Origin of the sequence: Photorhabdus stackebrandtii (assembly GCF_011189495.1) — a bacterium.
GTDB lineage: Bacteria > Pseudomonadota > Gammaproteobacteria > Enterobacterales > Enterobacteriaceae > Photorhabdus > Photorhabdus khanii.
Genome location: NZ_PUJV01000002.1, coordinates 284537 through 304028 on the forward strand (window position 1 = coordinate 284537; position 19492 = coordinate 304028).

Genomic DNA, 19492 nt, shown 5'->3' on the forward strand with positions numbered 1-19492 from the left:
GCAATTATTATCTACGCTTTATTCAGCAATTCAAGCGATGCTTTCTTGGTAAATGTCATCCTTTCTGCCAGATTATAATTATCTTTCTCATAATAAATACTGGCCTCTGAATCCATTTGCGGTCTTGGCGTTATTTTTTCCACCATTGGCATGGTATCAAGGAATAATTGTCTGGCATAGCTAACAGCCCGGGTATAAGTATCAATAACTTCTTCAAATTCTGGATAAATAGAAAATGAAACCTGATTCACAATTGGACCCGCATCAATACCTTCATTAATTTCATGGATCGTCACACCATGAGATGACTCACCATTTTTCAAAGCCCAATTTACTGGCCTGACGCCGCGATATTTAGGCAAATGGGACAAATGGATATTCAATATTCTTTTACAAGAATTAATGAATTTTAACGGCAATATCCGCTTATGAAATACGACAAAGCACAAATCGCAATTGAAATTACCACTTTCATAACCGGGTAAATTCTCAACTTTATTATCTTCAATAATAGAAATATTGTTTTCATGACAAAAATCTATTAATGTCTGCTCAGTACTGACAGGTTCGAATTTATCTGCCACAACATGCAATATTTGATAATCTTTATGATTCAAGAAATACTGACAAATGAAAATTGCCAATTCTCCTTTACCACAAATCACGACTGTTTTTGGATGACTCATTCGCAGACCTCGTTAACTTCCTTAATCGAATTAATATCACTAATATTAATTAGCCCCTGCATAACCATGCGCAACGAACGTATTAAAATTTCATTATCACTTTGTGTTCGGCAGGATATCCGGCAATATAAATCAGAATCGGCATTTCCTTTCCCAGAACACTCTTTTATATACACACCATGAATATCTAAAAGTAACTGTGATACCGTTTTTGCATCGGAAACATGGAATTTACAGTAAACAAAATTAGAATCCGTTTCATAGGCAGTAATATCTTCAATTGAATTCAATTCTTGCTGTAATTTTAACGTATCAATAATCACCTGTTCACAGCTTAATTTATAACTCTCTCTATATTGCGGCAACCGCAATAAAAATTCTTCAGCAAAACCATTAATATTCCAAATAGGCAATACTGACCTCACTTTACCGAGTAATGCTTGATTCGCGGTTGCAATATACCCTATCCGAATACCACCAATCCCAAAGGTTTTACTCATGCTGCGAATAACAGATAAATTTTTATAGTTATCTAAATGAATTAACATTGTATCATCACGCATTTTAGAGAAATCTAAGAAAGATTCATCAACAATCAGGTCTATATTTAATGTCAATAACTCGCCAGCCAAATATAACAAACTATTAATTGGCGTCAGTTTACCTGTCGGGTTATTTGGTGACTCAATCACCACCACACTTGGTTTTTCTTCTTTCGCCAACGTTAATAATTCATCAACATCTATCTCAAAATCTCTGTTCTCTTTGCTATAGCTGAATATTGTTCTGTTTTTGCCAAAGCAATTAGCATACTCATTAAATGATGGCACGGTGACTAATACTTTACTTTTATAAATTTCAGGCAACCGTTTTATTATTTCAGCAGCACCATTTGAAATGCATAATTTCGTTTTTTCTATGCCAAAAAATTCAGATAAAGCGTATTCGACTAAACGATTCCCACCGGGGTAATTGAGTAATATCTCATCAAAATTATTCTTCATTTCATCTTTCAATTTTTTAGGTGGAAAGTTGAAATTATAAATTAATGCAAAATCAATAATAGGATAACGCCAATATCCACCATGCCTATTCTGCACAAGATCCAGCTTATTATTACTTGAAATGAAATCACAAATAGCAAGATCATAAGTATTATCGACTTCATACCATTGAGAATGATCAACAATACTTGCTTTAAATTCAGCTATATTATCCAATAAAGATTTTTTAAATATATCTTCATAATATAGCCCGGTTAACCCATTATTAACGTAATTTTCTAACTCTTTATTCACATATTCCGCAAAATTAGCGCTGCAAATATGATAAATATTTACTGTCTTATATTGCCCATCTTCAACCTGATAATCACTATCCTTGGTGGAATTTAATGCAATAATATTATCTTTATCTATTTTTGCATAAGTCCCTTCCATATTCCCACTAAGAGGAGAAACCAGGACATTGAGATCGCCTGCTTTTAACATCACCGTTTCCAGACATTTCTTGGTGAAGAATATATCACCTTCAAGGATCAGCGTATCTTGCTTAATCCAATTTCTGGCAAGATATAAAGAATAGAGATTGTTGGTCGATTCCCATTTTTCACTATTAACAAATTCAATATCCAGGTTATATGTCTTTTGTTTAATATGAGACATTAAAACATCACTTTTATAACCCACCACAATAATCACTTTCCTAATACCGACAGATTCGATATTTTTCAGTGCATTATCGATAAATGATGTTTGATTGGTTTCTACCAAAGGTTTTGGTTTATTTGATGTTCTGGTAGATAAACGGCTGCCTCTTCCTGCACAAAGCAGTATTACTGTTTTTTCATTCATAGTTTTGATAATTTATTTTAAATAGATGTTAGAAAGCTATCGGAATTCTTAAATAAGAATTAACCTAAAATACAGCTCGTTAATAATGTAAAATTGATATTGAGCTATCTATCAATTAAATACAGCGTCATATATCACATGCTGATATACCCAAACCCCGTCAATTCGTCCGTGGAAACTTGCCTCGCCACCAATTTCACCACCGGTTTTTACACCAGATCCCAGACCAAATGTATGAAAATTATTGAGCGTTTCACCCGACATTGATATAGGATTTAATTTTGCATTAGTCAGCAAACCATATTTATCACTTTTAAATTTAATATGAATATGATTTTTATCAACGATTTCAACAAGTTTAGAGTGATACCCAGTACAATGAATTAATAAATCGTCACAATTAATACGTTGAATAACCTCATCACTCGATATTTCTGAGATATTTAAAATAGAAATATTTTTATGTTTTCTTACTTTAAGCTCTTGTGCAAATACAAAAGAATCATATCTCAGACCTGAATATCGATTAACCCGACCACTTAAAGGACAGACATCTTCCTGGGTAAAATCATAACCGTAAGATTCTGCACTTGCAGGTGAATCAAAAAACAGCTTGAAATCTTTATTAACCAGAACATTTATCTTGCCGGTAAATTTTAATTGTTCTATTAGCCGAATCAAACAGGACACAGAGCTGTGTGACGAACCTAATATTGATATACTTTTTATATCACCTTTATTGATGACCTCATCATAAGTACCTTTAATGAAATCACCTGAAGTCATATTATGACTATTATGTAATAATCTGGATTCGTTCGGGTTTCCACCTATATTAAACAGGACTTTTCGCGTTGATACAATATAGTCTTCATTATCTTTATGATAAGTTATATCATAGTCGCCATTTTCATTCTGCTTAATCTTTTTTACTTCCGCACCGGTCAATATTCCAAACCGATCACCATATTTATTTTTCTGAATAAAACATGCAATCCTCTCTAAATATTGGCCGACAAACCTCAATTCAACTGGTTTATCTTTATTGGCACTAAAATATTCCCACTCTGAGGTTGATCTTATATATTGACTCAATTCATCATCACAACCGTCAAATTTCTCTAAAAATACACTACCTAAAGAGTTCGCAGTAATTTTATATTTCTTTAATGCACCAGAACCGACCATCTCCGTTTTTTCTAAAATCAGACAACTTTTTATGGCTTCATCTTTTAATAAATCTGGAATTAAAGAGATATTTGCAGGACCTGCACCACACATTACAACATCATAGAACTGCTTATTCATTGACAAACCCTAATATTTTTAACGCAATTTTCGTTTCAATAACATTCCCGGCAAACTCATGACGAGTCTGTTTATAACCCAATGGTTGCCCATCCAAACCCGCCTTAATGACATCACCATGACTAATTGTTTTATTCTCATTACGTGAATAAACCACCAGCTCCTGCTGATAATCAAATGCCAGACAAGGAATACAACTTAACTTAAGTGTCTTGGCTAATTCAAGCCTATGATGACCATCAATCACCACATGGGTTGCTTCATCAATCCAGATTGGTTGAGTCCAAAAACCTTCAAGTTTAACTTTCTCTATTAACTGCTCAACACGAACAGGACAATGTAATTCAGTTGGTCTAAGATTTGAGACTTCTTCTAATATTAATTTCATGTTTATCCCTTAGTTTAAACATACGGCAAAAAATTACCAACACCAACACACTTAATATCGCTAATAATTGAAATAACACGCCACCATTAAAGAACTGAATAACAGTACCACCCACTAATGGAGAGATACAAAAACCGATACTATAAAGTGATGCTGCACCAAAATATGCACCACGTAAATCATTTGGCGCTAAACGATCGATAAAAACATTCACACATGGAAACAAAATAGTTTGACTGATACTCATGGTAAAAGCAGCCAGATACCACAATAAATAAACATCATAATACTTAAATGAAATAAAGAACATTAATTCAGATAAAATGAGTAATACAGTCCCTATTTTTATTTTCGTTTCCAATGCCATTTGTTGCGTTAACATGGAGAACGGTAACTGCATAACCACAATGGTTAGCGCATGCAGCATAATAAGCGAAGCGATAAACTCAGCATATCCATTAAACCCTAATGACGTAATTAATTGTGGTAGAGTTGAATCAAAATGACCAAAAATAAACATCATGAGAATATTATTGATGACCAACATTAAAAACACCCGATCATTCAATAAAATCTTTATCGTGCCTTTAAAATCATCATCATTAGTTAAGTTTATTTTTATTTTCTTACCAAACAAATAGACCGGGATCATAAAAATCACATAGGATACCGAAACAATCAAAAATGAGATAGAATTAATATCCAGGCTTAACTTTACCCCTAAATAAGGTCCGACTACAGCACCCGCATTCAGAAATAAATACCTTAAATACATGGCATTCTCTCTTACCTGCTTTTCTTCGATAATATCACCGATAACTGCTTTTATTGGGTTATTAACCAACGCCCAGGAGATATTCGCTAATAACGTACCAATAATAAAACCAGACTGATGCTCAGATAACCATAATATCAAATATGCCAATGAAGATATAAGACATCCAATGATAATTATCCTGGCTCGGCCAACTTTATCAGAGAAGTAACCTGCATAAAAACTTAATATTGATGAAATCGCAATGGATAAAGAGAGAACTAATCCAATCATCGATGCAGTAAAATAGAACTTGGTATACAAGATGATAGATATAAAAGGCCATACCATCATTGATGTTGATCTTGTTACGAAAGTCCCCAAAAATAAACCCCATATACATGCCGGTATGGATGTATAACTACTAAGAGAAAAATTTTTCATTATTATGTTCTTATATTATTGATATCTTTTAAACCAAGCATTTAAAATATTTACGAAAGTCCATAAAACCCACTTGCCGCTACAAAAATCAAATGTAGAAGCAAGCATTAGGATGATCTGCACGATAAAGAAAATTCAACGATGTATAATTTATCTTTAACATATTATCAAAATAAATGTTAATTGCAAACAAAATATGACATTTTTATTACAGGTTAGACGCAGAACAAATGCTTTTGGTATTAATGAGCAACATAATGACATAAGTACTTTGTACTTTAACAGACGAAAACACGGATAAAAAGGTCCTTAATCTCAGATAAAAACCTTTCAGTTCAATCTTTATCTATTCAAATATTGATCAATCAACTGAAAAACCCAGCTTAATCTAACCAAAAAGCAAACTATAATATTATATTCAAAGTGAAATAGATAAATAAAACTGTATTTTAGTTTAATAGCTAAACTCTGGCGGGATAATTATTATTTATAGATTTATATAAAGCCATCTGAGATAAAACTGGAAACCATTCCGCAGGCCCAAAATATTCACTCACTGAAACTGAGATTAGTAATGAGTTTATTCTTTAGTTTCCTTAATACCAACACCGCAACCGCAATACATGCAGCCATTATGGATTATTCCTGGTCGTTGACATCCTCCCCTTCCTAAACCGCGAAAAGCATGCTAAGTGGTGTGGAGGGTACATTAATGGTCGCACTGGGCTGAAAAACAAAAATCCGCAATAACCTGTGACAGCCATTGCGGACTTTTCAATCGAATCAAATATCAAACGGCAGCAAAAACCTGGTTAACAATATCCTGAGCTTCCTGTTCAATCTTCTCCCGATGTTCAGGGCCAAGGAAACTTTCACAGTAAATCTTATAGGCTTCCTCCGTTCCTGATGGACGAGCGGCAAACCAGCCATTTTCTGTCATCACTTTCAGGCCGCCGATTGATGCTCCGTTACCGGCGGCTTTCGTCAACCGGGCAATAATGGGATCACCGGCAAGCTTATCCGCTGTCACCATTTCTGGAGACAGCTTGGCTAACAACGCTTTTTGCTGATGGCTTGCCGGCGCCTGAATACGGCTGTAACTCGGTGTACCAAAACGGGCGGCTAACTTATTGTAACGCTGCTGTGGATTTTCCCCTGTCACGGCGGTCATTTCTGCCGCCAGCAAACAGAGGATAATCCCATCTTTATCCGTGGACCACGGCGTACCATCGAAACGCAGGAAAGAAGCGCCGGCGCTCTCCTCCCCACCAAAGCCCAATTTACCTTGATACAAACCGTCAACAAACCACTTAAAACCGACCGGCACTTCCACCAATTCACGGCCAAGATCAGCAACTACCCGATCAATCATGGCGCTGGAAACCAGTGTTTTACCTACTGCAACGCTTTCCGACCACTGCGGACGATGACGGAACAAATAATCTATCGCGGTTGCCAGATAGGGGTTTGGATTCATTAAACCGGCTGGTGTGACGATACCGTGGCGGTCATAATCAGGATCATTTGCGAAAGCCAGATCAAACTTATCACGCATTGCCAGCAAGCCTGCCATTGCCCAAGGGGATGAGCAATCCATGCGAATGACACCATCATGATCCAGATGCATAAAACGGAATGTCTGATCGACCTGATCATTAACCAACGTCAGATCCAGATTGTAGTACTCACCGATACGCTGCCAGAACGCAATACCGGAGCCTCCCAACGGATCAATACCAATTTTCAGACCAGCCTTCTGGATAGCGACCATATCAACCACATCACCCAGCGCAACGACATATGGCTCGACTAAATCTTGCTGATGCAGATATTCACTGCTCAATGCCTGAGCAAATGGCAGACGCTTAACGCTTTTCAGACCTTCTTCGAGCAACTCGTTAGCACGACATTCGATAATTGCGGTCAGATCAGTATCGGCGGGGCCACCACCAGGTGGATTGTATTTAATACCGCCATCTTCCGGTGGATTATGGGATGGCGTAATGACGATCCCATCCGCCAGCGCCTTCCCCTGACGGTTATAGCAGAGGATGGCATGAGAAATTGCCGGTGTTGGCGTAAATCCATTATTTTGCTGCACAACCACATGCACATTATTGGCGGTCAACACTTCCAGCACAGAAATAAAAGCAGCTTCTGACAACGCATGAGTATCTTTACCCACATAGCAAGGGCCGTTTATTCCCCGCTGCTTACGGGCTTCCACAACTGCCTGAGCAATTGCCAGAATATGCGCTTCATTAAAGCTACTGCGCTGAGAGCTGCCACGATGGCCGGATGTACCGAATTTAACCTTATGCACCGGGTTTTCCGGCTGAGGATGTAAGGTGTAATACTGTGAAGTCAGTTGCGCTACATTTATCAGGTCACTTTGGCGGGCAAGTTGCCCTGCGCGCGGATGATTTGCCACTTTATCTCTCCTGGATGGCTGCACTGCTTTGACTGTTGCAGCGCAGCTTTAGTCAGTTAAATCGTGCCACACACCTTTTCAATAAGATTGGCTGAAAATTGCATATCCTGCATAATTTGCTCAACCATATTACGCTTACGGTCAGTATTGGTATTAGTAATGACCCAAAAAGGTGTGCCCGGAATATGACGAGGTTTGGTTTGTTTGCCACTGGCAAGCAGCGTCTGTTGATCACCGGCAAAATAAACACGGGTACGGCCATGCATAGCATCGGTTGTCTGAGAAAAACTTTCACTGTTCAAGCTGTATAACGTGGATAAGATCAACATAAAGCGATCAACTGATTTCTTCTTCTCAGAATAGTCATCTGAAAGTAACAATTCACGTATTACACGAACAGAATCACGCGGGCGGGATGCGGATATTTTCTCCACAGCACTAAGAGGCTGGACGTTTTGTACTGGCTGCTCGGCGTTAAATTTCAGCATCCGCCGTAAAATATCAGATGCACTTTCACCGATATGTTGTGTGTGGCTGGCAATATAGCGGTAAAGGTCTTCATCAACTTCTATCGTTTTCATTTCTATCCAGTACTGTTCTAAATAAAAAATTTAGCCGGATTATAAAGTATAAAAAGAGAAAACAAAACAGGTAAAATTTCAATAACTTAAAAGTATTTCAGCGTGAAAAACGACATGACGAAGCAGGCAATTTTCATTTAAAACAAATCAATCAGTTACATAAAAAATGTGGATATAAACCTCGTCACAGCGCTAAAGGCTGCTGACAAACAGGAAAATAAATCACCGCTATATTTTTCTAGAAATTTTGTAAGCATTTAGCGAACTCATATGGTCAACTACCGGTATGCATCACGGTGGGTTATAAATAAAACCGGAAGATCACAGAGATCTTTCGGTTTCAAATTTTATTGATTAAGAACCTATCCCAAAAGGAATTGTCTATATTCCATAATTGATAATTTCTGAGGGGATGTTATGGCACGTAGCAAATGGCGGATGAGTGATGAACTTTGGGGAAAAGGGTACCACTTATCCCCAAACATAAAACTCATCACCCTTTGGACACGCTCTTAATGCTTAAGGTTCAGTGTATGAGGCTCGGTTAACCATCAGTTAAAAAACGACTTTTAATAACAGGTTAAAACCAGCCCATCAAGTAAATACCAATTTTCAAAAAGAGAGTAGATTGCATTTAATCGAAAATCATTAACCATTAATAGCGAGTTGAAAAAAATCCTTACGCAAAAGAATATTATCCGAAAAAACAGGTATTAAAACGCTTTCACGCCGGTTATTTTACGAAGAAAACCCTAAAAAATAATGCAATAAAAAATGCCCATCTCCAGACGATAAGGAGATGAGCAAATAGTACCAACCAAAATTTAAATCATTGTCAGGCTGTCTGGGCTAAACTAAGGGTTTGCAATTGCTTATCACCCGCATATAAACGGGCTTCAGTACCACCAATAAAATAACGGCTGCCTCTTATCGGTACTGACGTTTCATCGAACCAAACAATAGCAACCGGCTCCTGATGCCAGCCCAGAGGCTGGACGGAAAGCTGCCAGAAATGCCCGCGAGGACTGACCTCAGTCACCTGTACAGGCAGTGGACTAGATGGTGTAGGTTGCGAATTTATCATGACTTCCCATGGGCGCAGGAATACATCAACCTTCCCCTGATGAATTGGTGTCACCTTAAGAGGCAGATGCTGCCCGCCAATCAAAAGCTGGGATCCCTTAATCTCACCACGAAGATGGTTAACCTCACCAAGAAATTCCATCACAAAACGGCTGGCCGGATAACGCCATACCTCTTGTGGCGTACCTACCTGTTCAATATTCCCCTGGCTCATAACAACAACCCGATCAGCCACTTCCATAGCTTCTTCCTGATCATGAGTCACAAAGACACTGGTGAATTTCAGTTCTTCATGCAGCCTGCGTAACCAGCGGCGTAGTTCCATCCTTACCTGAGCATCCAGTGCACCAAACGGCTCATCCAGTAACAGAATTTGTGGTTCAACAGCCAATGCCCTCGCCAGTGCCACCCGCTGTTTTTGTCCACCCGAAAGCTGTGACGGATAGCGTTCAGCAAGATGTGTCAATTGCACCATTTCCAGCAATTCCATAACCTTCCGGCGGATAACCGCCGTATCAGGACGCTTATGCCGTGGCAACACGGTTAATCCGAAAGCAACGTTATCGAATACGGTCATATGCCGGAACAACGCATAATGCTGAAATACAAATCCAACCTGACGATCTTTAGCATGCATGCAACTCACATCCTGTCCATGGAAACTCAGCCTCCCCGCAGTCTGTTGTTCCAGCCCAGCAATAATCCTTAACAAAGTTGTTTTACCGGAGCCTGACGGGCCAAGTAGAGCGACCATTTCTCCGGAAAAAATATTCAGAGTGATATCGCTCAGAACCTGAGTCCGACCAAAACATTTACTGATGTTATTAATTTCAATACTCATATTGTGCTCCTACCTTAACCATGCTGGCGATTTAACCGCCACTGCAAAGCACTTTTAACAATCAATGTGATAATTGCCATCAACGCCAGCAATGCCGCCGCAGTAAATGCCCCTACGGTGTTGTAATCTTGATGCAATAATTCAACCTGTAACGGCAATGTATAAGTTTCACCACGAATCGCACCGGATACTACTGACACAGCACCAAATTCACCAATCGCCCGAGCATTGGTCAAAACCACACCATATAATAACGCCCAACGGATATTGGGTAATGTCACCCGCCAAAACATTTTCCAACCAGACGCCCCCAACAATATTGCCGCTTCATCTTCCTGACTTCCCTGACTAAGCATCATCGGCACCAGCTCCCGAACAACAAACGGGCAAGTCACAAACACTGTGACCAACATCATACCCGGCCAGGAAAACATCAGTTGAATATCATAGGGTTCCAGCAAACTTCCTGCCCAACCATTCGAACCATAAAACAGCAGATAGAGCAAACCCGCCACGACCGGCGACACAGCAAACGGGATATCGATTAACGTCAGCAAACATTGCCGTCCCGGAAACTGAAAACGTGTCACCAACCAGGCAATCATCACGCCAAAGATCAGGTTTACCGGAACGGTGATCAATGCAATCAGTAGCGTTAACCAAATAGCATGCAGCATGTCAGGATCTAACAGATTCTGCGTGACTACCCCAACCCCTTTAGAAAAGGCGGTCATAAATATCCACACAATGGGGATCACTAACAGCAAGACTGAAAACAGGACTCCTATCGTGATAAGCCCCCATTTTCCCCAATTTACAGGCGGTCGTTGTGCAATAGAAAATTGAGACAGTTCAGCCATTAATGCCCTCCAATCCGCTTACCAAAACGGCTTTGCAGAGTATTAATGCTAAACAGTAATATCAGGGATACCGCCAATATAACCGATGCAATGGCACTGGCAGCCGGATAATCAAACTCCTGCAAGCGGATGAAAATCATCAGCGATACCACTTCTGTCTGCCATGCGATGTTACCTGCAATAAAGATCACAGCACCAAACTCCCCTAGGCTGCGGGTAAAAGAGAGTGCGGCGCCGGCAATTAAAGCCGGAGATAATTCCGGCATGATTACACGCCAGAAAGTTTGCCAGCGGCTAGCACCTAATGTCTGAGCCGCTTCTTCATACTCCGGCCCCAACTCTTCAAGTACTGGCTGAATAGTTCTCACCACAAATGGCAGACTGGTAAACGCCATTGCCACCGCAATGCCCAGCCAGGTATTCACCACTTTCACATCAAAGTGCCCAAGAAGTGAACCATACCAACCTGTAGCAGAGAACAGCGTTGCCAGTGTCAACCCAGCTACCGCAGTAGGCAACGCAAAAGGGAGATCCATCAAGCCATCCAGTAAGCTACGGCCAGGGAAACGATAACGGGTTAAGACCCATGCCATCAGCATACCAAACACCGCATTGAACAAACTGGCAACCGCTGCCGCCAGCACTGTCACTTTGTAAGCCGCCACGACCTGGGGATTAGCAATAACCTGCCAATACTGTTCCCAGGTCATACTGGAAAGCTGCACAACCAATGCACTCAGGGGCAATAATAAAATCAAGCAGGTATAGAACAAACTGCTACCTAAACTCAGCCCAAAGCCAGGCAAGACTCGCTTACTGGATACCGCAAACATTACTTATGCCCTTCCGCCAGCAATTGATCCAGTGTGCCGCCAGTATTGAAGTGAGTTTTCATCACTTGTGGCCAACCACCAAACTGATCTTCCAGCCGGAATAATTTCGTTTCTGGAAAACGCGCTTTTTGCTGATCCATCACTTTTTTATCGCTGACACGATAATTAAAGCCAGTGATGATCTGCTGTGCCTGTGGACTATAGAGATAATTCAGATAAGCTTTCGCCGCTTCCTCAGTGCCGTTTCTCACAATATTCTTATCAACCCAGGCAACAGGGAATTCCGCCAGAATACCTATTGACGGGACAATCACTTCATATTTGTCGTCACCATATTGTTTACGGATGTTGCTTACTTCAGATTCAAAACTTATCAGTACATCACCCAAACCACATTCAATAAATGAAGTTGTTGCACCGCGACCACCGGTATCAAACACGGTGACATTTTTTAGGAAACGTTTCATCCATTCGCGGGTTTTATGCTGATCCCCACCATTTTCCTGTTGAATAGCTCCCCAGGCAGCCAGATAGGTGTAACGGCCATTACCGGAAGTTTTAGGATTTGGGAAAATTAATTTGACATCCTTGCGTACTAAGTCATTCCAATTACGGATATTTTTGGGATTATCTTTACGCACCAAGAATGCCATTGTGGAATAGTAAGGTGAACTGCTATTTGGCAAACGGCTCTGCCAATTAGCAGGTATCAGATCGCCACGATCATGCAAAATTTGCACGTCTGTCACCTGATTGTAAGTCACCACATCAGCACGCAATCCCTGAAGAATTGCCAGCGCTTGTTTGGCGGAACCTGCATGGGATTGTTTGATTATCAATTTGTCTTGTGGATGCTGCTCATTCCACTGTTTTTCAAATTCAGGATTAAGGGCAGAAAATAGCTCACGCGCAACATCATAAGAGCTGTTTAACAACTCTACAGCAAATACATTACTGCTGCCCAATAAAGTTACTGCTACCAGTCCGTTTAGTATTTTATTGTTTACTGAATACTTTTTCATTTCTCACCTTATCCGTTATTTCATCAAATAACGCTCCGGTGACTAATGTATCCAGTTTATTTATAACAGGGTAGATAACTATCGCTGTTTAATATACTAAATTGCAATTAGAAAGTATGAAACGCAATAAGCTGGCAGGAGTAATAAGATTTTTAATTGAAAAATGCGGACCGGCTATGGCTCCGCAATAAACACATCAAATTCACCAAACGGACTCAGTTTGTGCTTTCACTCAGAAACGGCTTTTCACCGTTTCCAAACGATACGTTCCACTTTCCAGTTTTTCAAAGCATCATCAGAAGGAATCAAACCTTCCGGGCCATTCCAGTTGCCTGTAAACAGATAACTGACATTCTTGCTCTGCGGAGATATGCAGATAACTGCCCTCTTCTCTGACTCACCCACCGCATTTCGGCAAGCATCAAATGCCCGGTCATACAGCGCCGAGAATGGCGTACCAATCTTTGTCCCCCAGACAGTTTCAATATCTTTATCCAACACGTCAATACGGCTGACTTTTCCATCTGCCTGACCAAAAAGTTCTATTTTCAGTTGATCACCCGCCATCGCTTGAAATACCGTCATTAACTGACCATTTTTCGTTTCCATACCGCTGCGTAAGTGGTACTTCCCATCTAACCCTTTATCTATCGCGTCCTTATTCATTGCTGTCAGACTATTTATTTCCCCAACCCCTTGAGCTGAGATTTTTAACGAACTACCAAACCAGCTAAAAGGCGACAAACTCGACCATGAAAAACCCGATGAGCCCGCACAACCGGTCAGTAACAATGAACAACCTATTGTGGCAAAACGTAATCCTGACAAAATGTTAGCTAAAGAAAACTCCTGCATAACTGGCTCCTTTTGATTAAATACAGAGATGGCTACTGAGACATCACACCACGATTGTTAGTTTCAGAGAACAGTTTAAATTATTAACCATGAGTGAATATCACATTGATTAAATATCCCTTGGCTGTATACTGTTTTTCTAAAAATAAGTCACCATAATGAGATCAATATGATGAAAAAAACACTTGCAACCGTTGCCCTGATTACTTTATTCAGTGCACCATTAACAGCTCAAACCACACATATGCAATCTGGCGGTTTTTCTGGTCCAAATGCTACCCAGCACCAAACCCAGACAGCACCACAAGGTGGTTTTATCGATAACAATGTAAGAATTTCGACCACTGAACAAGTTAAGAATATGTGGGATGACAGCTGGGTCGTGCTAGAGGGAAATATCGAATCCCGTATTCGTGGTGATCACTTCATACTCCGTGATAACACAGGCGTTATTGAAGTCGAAATTGATCATAAATACTGGAATGGTCAAATAATAACACCTCAGGATAAAGTGCGCCTTGAAGGTGAAGTCGATAAAGAGTGGAGTTCCGTGACAGTTGATGTGAAAAAAGTAACTAAATTGAATTGATGATTTTTGGCTGAATGAGATTCATTCAGCCACATTTCTACTTAATATTCCTGATCAATAATCAGACGCTTGCTGAAAATAACACTCTCCTGATGGCAATCTTCGTATTCCAACTTTTCGCACATATAAAGAGTGGCATCATTATCCTCAGGCACAATAAAAATTATTTTCGGACAACCACGGGCAATCAGCTTCTTTTCCAACCGTGAAATTAATGCATTCGCAATTCCCCGTCCCCGGAATTCAGGATGAACCCCCAAATAATAAGCCGAACCACGGTGACCGTCATAACCACCCATAACAGTCCCAACCACTTCACCCGCCACTTCCGCGACTAAAAACAGGTCAGGATCATGGGTCAGCTTACGCTCAATATCCATTTCAGGATCAACACCAGGATTAAGTAAATCGCAGCGCTCCCATAAGGTGATCACTGCTTCAAAATCATCTTGTCGAAATACCCGAATTTCCATTCCTAACCAACCTGTTTTTATTGAAATAACCATTTCACATTATCTTCGCTTTAGCAGCGGAATCAATACGAAAATGTGTTCTCTATCACCAATAGGTATAATATAGCAATCACTGCATTATTGAGAAAAGAATCATGAATACACCAAACATCAATAAAATTAAATCTTTTTTCCTTTCATTACAGAATGAAATTTGCCACCAACTGGAACAGACAGATGGCAAAGGGAAATTTATTGAACAATGCTGGCAACGGAAAGATGGCGGTGGTGGCCGCAGCCGAATTATGAAAGAAGGTGCGATATTCGAACAAGCCGGCGCTAATTTTTCCCATGTATCAGGCACCATGCTTCCCTCATCAGCAACAGCCCATCGCCCTGAATTGGCCGGCCGTAATTATCAAGCCATGGGGGTCTCTCTGGTTATTCATCCTTTAAATCCCTATATTCCAACCAGCCATGCTAATGTCCGGTTTTTTATTGCGGAAAAAGAAGGTGAAGCGCCAGTATGGTGGTTCGGTGGAGGTTTTGATTTAACACCTTATTATGGTTTTGAGGAAGATGCTATTCACTGGCACACTACCGCCAGAAATATATGTCAACCATATGGAGAAAATCTCTACCAAAAATACAAAAAATGGTGTGATGAGTATTTCTATATTAAACATCGTAATGAAGCTCGTGGAATTGGCGGCTTATTTTATGATGATTTAAATACTCCTGATTTTGAACATTGTTTTCACTTTACTCAGGATATAGGTAAAGGTTTTATTTCTGCTTATCTGCCTATTGTTGAAAAAAGGAAAAACATATTATGGCGTGAACGTGAACGGCAATTTCAATTATATCGCCGTGGTCGTTATGTTGAATTTAACCTGGTTTGGGACAGGGGAACCCTATTTGGATTACAAAGTGGCGGACGAACAGAGTCTATCTTAATGTCCATGCCACCATTAGCACGCTGGGAATATGACTATCACCCTGAACCAGGATCTGCGGAAGCTGCTTTATATACCGACTTTCTGCCAGTAAAAAACTGGATATGATTTTTTATCATGTTAGGAATATTATAAACAATTATTCCTAACTATTTATATTTTTAATACAACCAATACAAATCCATTACACAAATAACACAACAACTTATTAACAATCCTTTAACATAAAAGAATCAGGTTGACCCTGATGACTATCCGATAGAAACGTGTTTAATATGAAAATGTACCTAAAGAGTACATCTAATTAATAACTAATAATTTATTCCAGGAGATATTTTATGCAAATGCAAAACAATAACTACAAAGGTTTAATACCACCGTACATTCTTCAAAACATTTATAAGAATAACAGTGAAAGTGAAAAAGATAACGTATTAATGACATTAAATCATACCCAGAGTTTAATGTTGGACAGTGTTATTAAAACATCAGACTCTATTGATAATACTGATAATGAAGTTGTTAGCGATACTCTACATCGTAGTATTTACGATGCAAAAAATGGAACCAAATTACCTGGAACTTTAGTACGAGATGAAGGTGACCCAGATAATGGCGACGTAGCCGTTGATAACGCATATAAATATCTGGAAGCAACTTACAATTTCTACAAAGAAGTTTTTAATCGCAATTCATTAGATGATAAAGGAATGAAATTGATTGCCACCGTGCATTACGGCAAAGAATACATGAATGCGTATTGGGGTAGAGGACAAATGGTGTTTGGTGATGGTGACGGTAAGGTTTTCAATAATTTCACCACATCTATCGATGTAATTGGCCATGAATTATCTCATGGTGTTATCGAAAAAACAGCAGATTTGATCTATTTCTTCCAGTCCGGCGCATTGAATGAATCAATTGCCGATGTCTTTGGCTCGCTGGTAAGGCAACATTATCTAAAACAGAAAGCTGATGAAGCAAGCTGGGTTGTAGGGGAAGAATTACTGGCTAAAGGTATTAAAGGTGTAGGGATTCGTTCAATGAAAGAACCCGGAAAGGCATATGATGATCCTCTTCTTGGTAAAGATCCTCAACCTGGTCATATGGATGATTTTAAAGACTATCCGATTTATAGAGATAATGGTGGTGTTCATGTTAACTCAGGTATTCCTAATAAAGCGTTTTATAATCTCGCGATAAAATTAGGCGGATATGCCTGGGAAAAAGCAGGAAAGATATGGTACAACACATTGCTGGATAAAGATCTTGCACGCGATACTACCTTCTTATCCTTCGCCAAGTTAACAGTTAAACATGCTCGTGATTTATTTGATGAGGATGTTGAAAAAGCCACTATAGACAGTTGGCAAGAAGTGGGCATTAAAGTGGAAGTGAAGGACGAAGATAAAGGAAAAGACAAGGGAAAAGATGAAGGAAAAGATAAGGAAGAAACTAAAGTGTAATCTATAAACATATCGCTGGTTTAATACCAGCGATATTCTATTATTTGTAATACTTAACCTGGCAACCCCTATTAATAAAAAAAGATAGTTAATGAAAGATGCTGAAATTGTTAACGCCGAATTTCACGCTATACTGTAGAAACCTGAAAAATAACCGTGTAAACCTGGTATATCATGAACAATAAAATCACCGAATTCATAACTGATAGTAAGATCACAATTTCCCTGCAAGGAGGATTTGCTGCTACACCTGGTCTTAGCCAAGATAAAACAGTGAATTTAAAATCACTGTCTTCCCACCAGAAACAACTATTTGTTCAGGCTATAGAGCGGAATTTTTCTGATTCTATGTCACCATCACCATACCCTGACCAACATTATTATCTGCTCTGCATCATCACGGGAAATGAAGAATATCACTTCACATTTCCAGAATTAGACGCGCCAGAAATAATTACTCAAATATGGGATGCCAGCAAAAAGGGTGGTTAATCACCACCCCCTTTCTTTATTAGAATTAACGCTTTTTCAAATGAGACATCAGACGCTTACGTTTACGCATCTGATTTGGCGTCAAAGTATTACGTTTATCAGCAAAGGGGTTGGTCCCTTCTTTAAACTGAATCCGGATGGGTGTCCCCATCACTTTCAAGGACCGACGGAAATAGTTCATCAGATAACGCTTATAAGCATCAGGCAAATCAGCGACCTGATTACCGTGGATCACAACAATAGGTGGGTTATAGCCACCAGCATGTGCATATTTCATTTTTACCCTGCGCCCGCGGATCATCGGTGGTTGATGATCTTCTTCAGCCATACGCATGATACGAGTTAACAGTGCAGTATTTACCCGACGAGTCGCGCAGTCATAAGCCTCAAGAATCGAGTCAAACAGGTTACCCACGCCACTGCCATGTAAAGCGGAGATAAAATGCACTCTGGCAAAGTCAACAAAACCAAGACGATAATCAAGCATTTCTTTCACTTGCTCTTTATCTTCCTGTGACATGCCATCCCATTTATTGACCGCAATAACCAATGAGCGCCCACTATTAAGAATAAAGCCCAATAGCGACAAATCCTGATCGGAAATGCCTTCACGAGCATCGATCACCAGTAATACAACGTTAGCATCTTCAATTGCCTGAAGGGTTTTGATGACTGAGAATTTTTCAACCGTCTCAGTAACCTTACCCCGCTTACGCACACCCGCAGTATCAATCAGGATATATTCGCGGCCATCACGCTCCATAGGAATATAAATACTGTCACGGGTAGTACCCGGCATGTCATAAACCACAACTCTTTTTTCACCTAAGATACGGTTCGTCAAGGTAGATTTACCGACGTTCGGCCTGCCGACAATGGCTAATTTTAATGGCAGAGTTAGTGGATCAAAATCATCTTCCTCTTCTTCCGCCATTTCAACTTCATTCTGTTCCTGCGCAGCCCAATAAGCTGCGTTGGCTTCTTCCTCAGTCAGCTCAACCTCTTCTTCTTCGCCTTTACCGGAGAAAGGCAGCAATGCCCGTTCAATAAGTTGGGTGACACCACGACCATGAGAAGCAGCGATGGAATATATATCACCCAATCCGAGCGAATAAAATTCAGCTACGGATGTATCAATATCAATACCATCGATTTTATTCGCCACCAAAAAAGTGGCTTTTTCGCGACTGCGCAGGTGTTTTGCTATAGCGTGGTCTGCCGGCATCAGCCCGGCACGGGCATCTACCATAAACAGAACAATATCGGCTTCTTCAATTGCCATCAAAGATTGTGCCGCCATATGAGTTTCAACACCATCTTCTGTACCATCAATACCACCGGTATCAATGATGATAAATTCCTGTCCTTCGACTTCGGCCCGACCATATTTGCGATCGCGGGTCAGACCTGGAAAATCCGCTACCAGCGCATCTCTTGTACGGGTTAAACGGTTAAATAACGTGGACTTACCCACATTTGGGCGCCCTACCAGAGCGACGACAGGTGTCATTTGTTAATGCCTCATGACTAAATTTGAAATCAGTATTTTGCTACTCATCGTTAGCTGCAACAAAACACTAAAAAGACGAAACGGCCCC

18 protein-coding genes are annotated in these 19492 nt (G+C 40.0%); 4 read left to right on the forward strand and 14 right to left on the reverse strand.

What is annotated here, in order from left to right; translation table 11 throughout:
- Positions 1-11: 11 nt before the first annotated feature.
- From C5470_RS02850 to C5470_RS02905, 12 genes are all read right to left on the reverse strand, one after another.
- On the reverse strand, positions 12-686 hold the full coding sequence (locus tag C5470_RS02850) for a formyl transferase (protein WP_166285762.1): 675 nt from the start codon (positions 684-686) through the stop codon (positions 12-14).
- On the reverse strand, positions 683-2539 hold the full coding sequence (locus C5470_RS02855) for an aminotransferase class I/II-fold pyridoxal phosphate-dependent enzyme (protein ID WP_166285764.1): 1857 nt from the start codon (positions 2537-2539) through the stop codon (positions 683-685). Before C5470_RS02855 ends, C5470_RS02850 begins: the two co-directional genes overlap by 4 nt.
- 111 nt (positions 2540-2650) lie before the next feature.
- A complete protein-coding gene (locus C5470_RS02860) occupies positions 2651-3847 on the reverse strand; it encodes a hypothetical protein (RefSeq protein ID WP_166285766.1) in 1197 nt (398 codons plus the stop codon).
- Entirely contained in the window at positions 3840-4235 is a 396-nt protein-coding gene (locus C5470_RS02865) for a ParB N-terminal domain-containing protein (RefSeq protein ID WP_166285768.1), read from the reverse strand. The genes C5470_RS02860 and C5470_RS02865 overlap by 8 nt, the downstream gene beginning before the upstream one ends.
- Positions 4201-5433 (reverse strand): MFS transporter, encoded by a 1233-nt coding sequence (locus C5470_RS02870; RefSeq protein ID WP_166285770.1) that lies wholly within the window; start codon positions 5431-5433, stop codon positions 4201-4203. The genes C5470_RS02865 and C5470_RS02870 overlap by 35 nt, the downstream gene beginning before the upstream one ends.
- 790 nt (positions 5434-6223) lie before the next feature.
- On the reverse strand, positions 6224-7864 hold the full coding sequence (gene pgm / locus C5470_RS02875; protein WP_166285772.1) for a phosphoglucomutase (alpha-D-glucose-1,6-bisphosphate-dependent): 1641 nt from the start codon (positions 7862-7864) through the stop codon (positions 6224-6226).
- Between the two features lie 56 nt (positions 7865-7920).
- Positions 7921-8445, reverse strand: coding sequence for a replication initiation negative regulator SeqA (seqA, locus tag C5470_RS02880; RefSeq protein WP_166285774.1), 525 nt, complete (start codon positions 8443-8445; stop codon positions 7921-7923).
- Positions 8446-9280: 835 nt separating this feature from the next.
- Complete coding sequence (gene cysA / locus C5470_RS02885; protein ID WP_166285776.1) at positions 9281-10369, reverse strand: sulfate/thiosulfate ABC transporter ATP-binding protein CysA; 1089 nt, start codon at positions 10367-10369, stop codon at positions 9281-9283.
- Between the two features lie 14 nt (positions 10370-10383).
- Complete coding sequence (gene cysW, locus C5470_RS02890) at positions 10384-11229, reverse strand: sulfate/thiosulfate ABC transporter permease CysW (RefSeq protein ID WP_166285778.1); 846 nt, start codon at positions 11227-11229, stop codon at positions 10384-10386.
- Positions 11229-12062, reverse strand: a complete 834-nt coding sequence (cysT, locus tag C5470_RS02895) for a sulfate/thiosulfate ABC transporter permease CysT (protein WP_166285780.1) — start codon at positions 12060-12062, stop codon at positions 11229-11231. Before cysT ends, cysW begins: the two co-directional genes overlap by 1 nt.
- Complete coding sequence (locus C5470_RS02900) at positions 12062-13084, reverse strand: sulfate ABC transporter substrate-binding protein (RefSeq protein WP_166285782.1); 1023 nt, start codon at positions 13082-13084, stop codon at positions 12062-12064. The genes cysT and C5470_RS02900 overlap by 1 nt, the downstream gene beginning before the upstream one ends.
- A gap of 246 nt (positions 13085-13330) precedes the next feature.
- Positions 13331-13939: an RpoE-regulated lipoprotein gene (locus C5470_RS02905; RefSeq protein ID WP_166285784.1), complete on the reverse strand. Its 609-nt coding sequence runs from the start codon at positions 13937-13939 to the stop codon at positions 13331-13333.
- A 172-nt stretch (positions 13940-14111) separates the two neighbouring features.
- Between C5470_RS02905 and C5470_RS02910 the strand changes: the two genes are divergently transcribed.
- The gene (locus tag C5470_RS02910; RefSeq protein ID WP_166285858.1) at positions 14112-14528 is read left to right on the forward strand and encodes a YgiW/YdeI family stress tolerance OB fold protein; all 417 of its coding nucleotides are present in this window, start codon (positions 14112-14114) and stop codon (positions 14526-14528) included.
- A 41-nt stretch (positions 14529-14569) separates the two neighbouring features.
- Here the strand turns inward: C5470_RS02910 and C5470_RS02915 are convergent, their stop codons facing one another.
- Positions 14570-15001, reverse strand: a complete 432-nt coding sequence (locus C5470_RS02915; RefSeq protein ID WP_036843169.1) for a GNAT family acetyltransferase — start codon at positions 14999-15001, stop codon at positions 14570-14572.
- 134 nt (positions 15002-15135) lie between these two features.
- On the opposite strand from C5470_RS02915, the gene hemF reads away from it, so the two are divergent.
- From hemF to C5470_RS02930, 3 genes are all read left to right on the forward strand, one after another.
- Positions 15136-16044 (forward strand): oxygen-dependent coproporphyrinogen oxidase, encoded by a 909-nt coding sequence (gene hemF, locus C5470_RS02920; protein ID WP_166285786.1) that lies wholly within the window; start codon positions 15136-15138, stop codon positions 16042-16044.
- A gap of 230 nt (positions 16045-16274) precedes the next feature.
- Entirely contained in the window at positions 16275-17402 is a 1128-nt protein-coding gene (gene prtS, locus C5470_RS02925; RefSeq protein ID WP_166285788.1) for a metalloprotease PrtS, read from the forward strand.
- 174 nt (positions 17403-17576) lie between these two features.
- Positions 17577-17894: a protealysin inhibitor emfourin gene (locus tag C5470_RS02930; RefSeq protein WP_166285790.1), complete on the forward strand. Its 318-nt coding sequence runs from the start codon at positions 17577-17579 to the stop codon at positions 17892-17894.
- A gap of 25 nt (positions 17895-17919) precedes the next feature.
- Here the strand turns inward: C5470_RS02930 and der are convergent, their stop codons facing one another.
- On the reverse strand, positions 17920-19404 hold the full coding sequence (gene der, locus C5470_RS02935; RefSeq protein WP_036843165.1) for a ribosome biogenesis GTPase Der: 1485 nt from the start codon (positions 19402-19404) through the stop codon (positions 17920-17922).
- Positions 19405-19492: the final 88 nt, after the last annotated feature.

What these genes read in the sequence shown, in the direction of transcription:
- C5470_RS02850 (WP_166285762.1), bottom strand. Translation starts at nt 686, where the DNA reads ATGAGTCATCCAAAAACAGTCGTGATTTGTGGTAAAGGAGAATTGGCA.
- C5470_RS02855 (WP_166285764.1), bottom strand. Translation starts at nt 2,539, where the DNA reads ATGAATGAAAAAACAGTAATACTGCTTTGTGCAGGAAGAGGCAGCCGT.
- C5470_RS02860 (WP_166285766.1), bottom strand. Translation starts at nt 3,847, where the DNA reads ATGAATAAGCAGTTCTATGATGTTGTAATGTGTGGTGCAGGTCCTGCA.
- C5470_RS02865 (WP_166285768.1), bottom strand. Translation starts at nt 4,235, where the DNA reads ATGAAATTAATATTAGAAGAAGTCTCAAATCTTAGACCAACTGAATTA.
- C5470_RS02870 (WP_166285770.1), bottom strand. Translation starts at nt 5,433, where the DNA reads ATGAAAAATTTTTCTCTTAGTAGTTATACATCCATACCGGCATGTATA.
- seqA (WP_166285774.1), bottom strand. Translation starts at nt 8,445, where the DNA reads ATGAAAACGATAGAAGTTGATGAAGACCTTTACCGCTATATTGCCAGC.
- cysA (WP_166285776.1), bottom strand. Translation starts at nt 10,369, where the DNA reads ATGAGTATTGAAATTAATAACATCAGTAAATGTTTTGGTCGGACTCAG.
- cysW (WP_166285778.1), bottom strand. Translation starts at nt 11,229, where the DNA reads ATGGCTGAACTGTCTCAATTTTCTATTGCACAACGACCGCCTGTAAAT.
- cysT (WP_166285780.1), bottom strand. Translation starts at nt 12,062, where the DNA reads ATGTTTGCGGTATCCAGTAAGCGAGTCTTGCCTGGCTTTGGGCTGAGT.
- C5470_RS02900 (WP_166285782.1), bottom strand. Translation starts at nt 13,084, where the DNA reads ATGAAAAAGTATTCAGTAAACAATAAAATACTAAACGGACTGGTAGCA.
- C5470_RS02905 (WP_166285784.1), bottom strand. Translation starts at nt 13,939, where the DNA reads ATGCAGGAGTTTTCTTTAGCTAACATTTTGTCAGGATTACGTTTTGCC.
- C5470_RS02910 (WP_166285858.1), top strand. Translation starts at nt 14,112, where the DNA reads ATGAAAAAAACACTTGCAACCGTTGCCCTGATTACTTTATTCAGTGCA.
- C5470_RS02915 (WP_036843169.1), bottom strand. Translation starts at nt 15,001, where the DNA reads ATGGAAATTCGGGTATTTCGACAAGATGATTTTGAAGCAGTGATCACC.
- hemF (WP_166285786.1), top strand. Translation starts at nt 15,136, where the DNA reads ATGAATACACCAAACATCAATAAAATTAAATCTTTTTTCCTTTCATTA.
- prtS (WP_166285788.1), top strand. Translation starts at nt 16,275, where the DNA reads ATGCAAATGCAAAACAATAACTACAAAGGTTTAATACCACCGTACATT.
- C5470_RS02930 (WP_166285790.1), top strand. Translation starts at nt 17,577, where the DNA reads ATGAACAATAAAATCACCGAATTCATAACTGATAGTAAGATCACAATT.
- der (WP_036843165.1), bottom strand. Translation starts at nt 19,404, where the DNA reads ATGACACCTGTCGTCGCTCTGGTAGGGCGCCCAAATGTGGGTAAGTCC.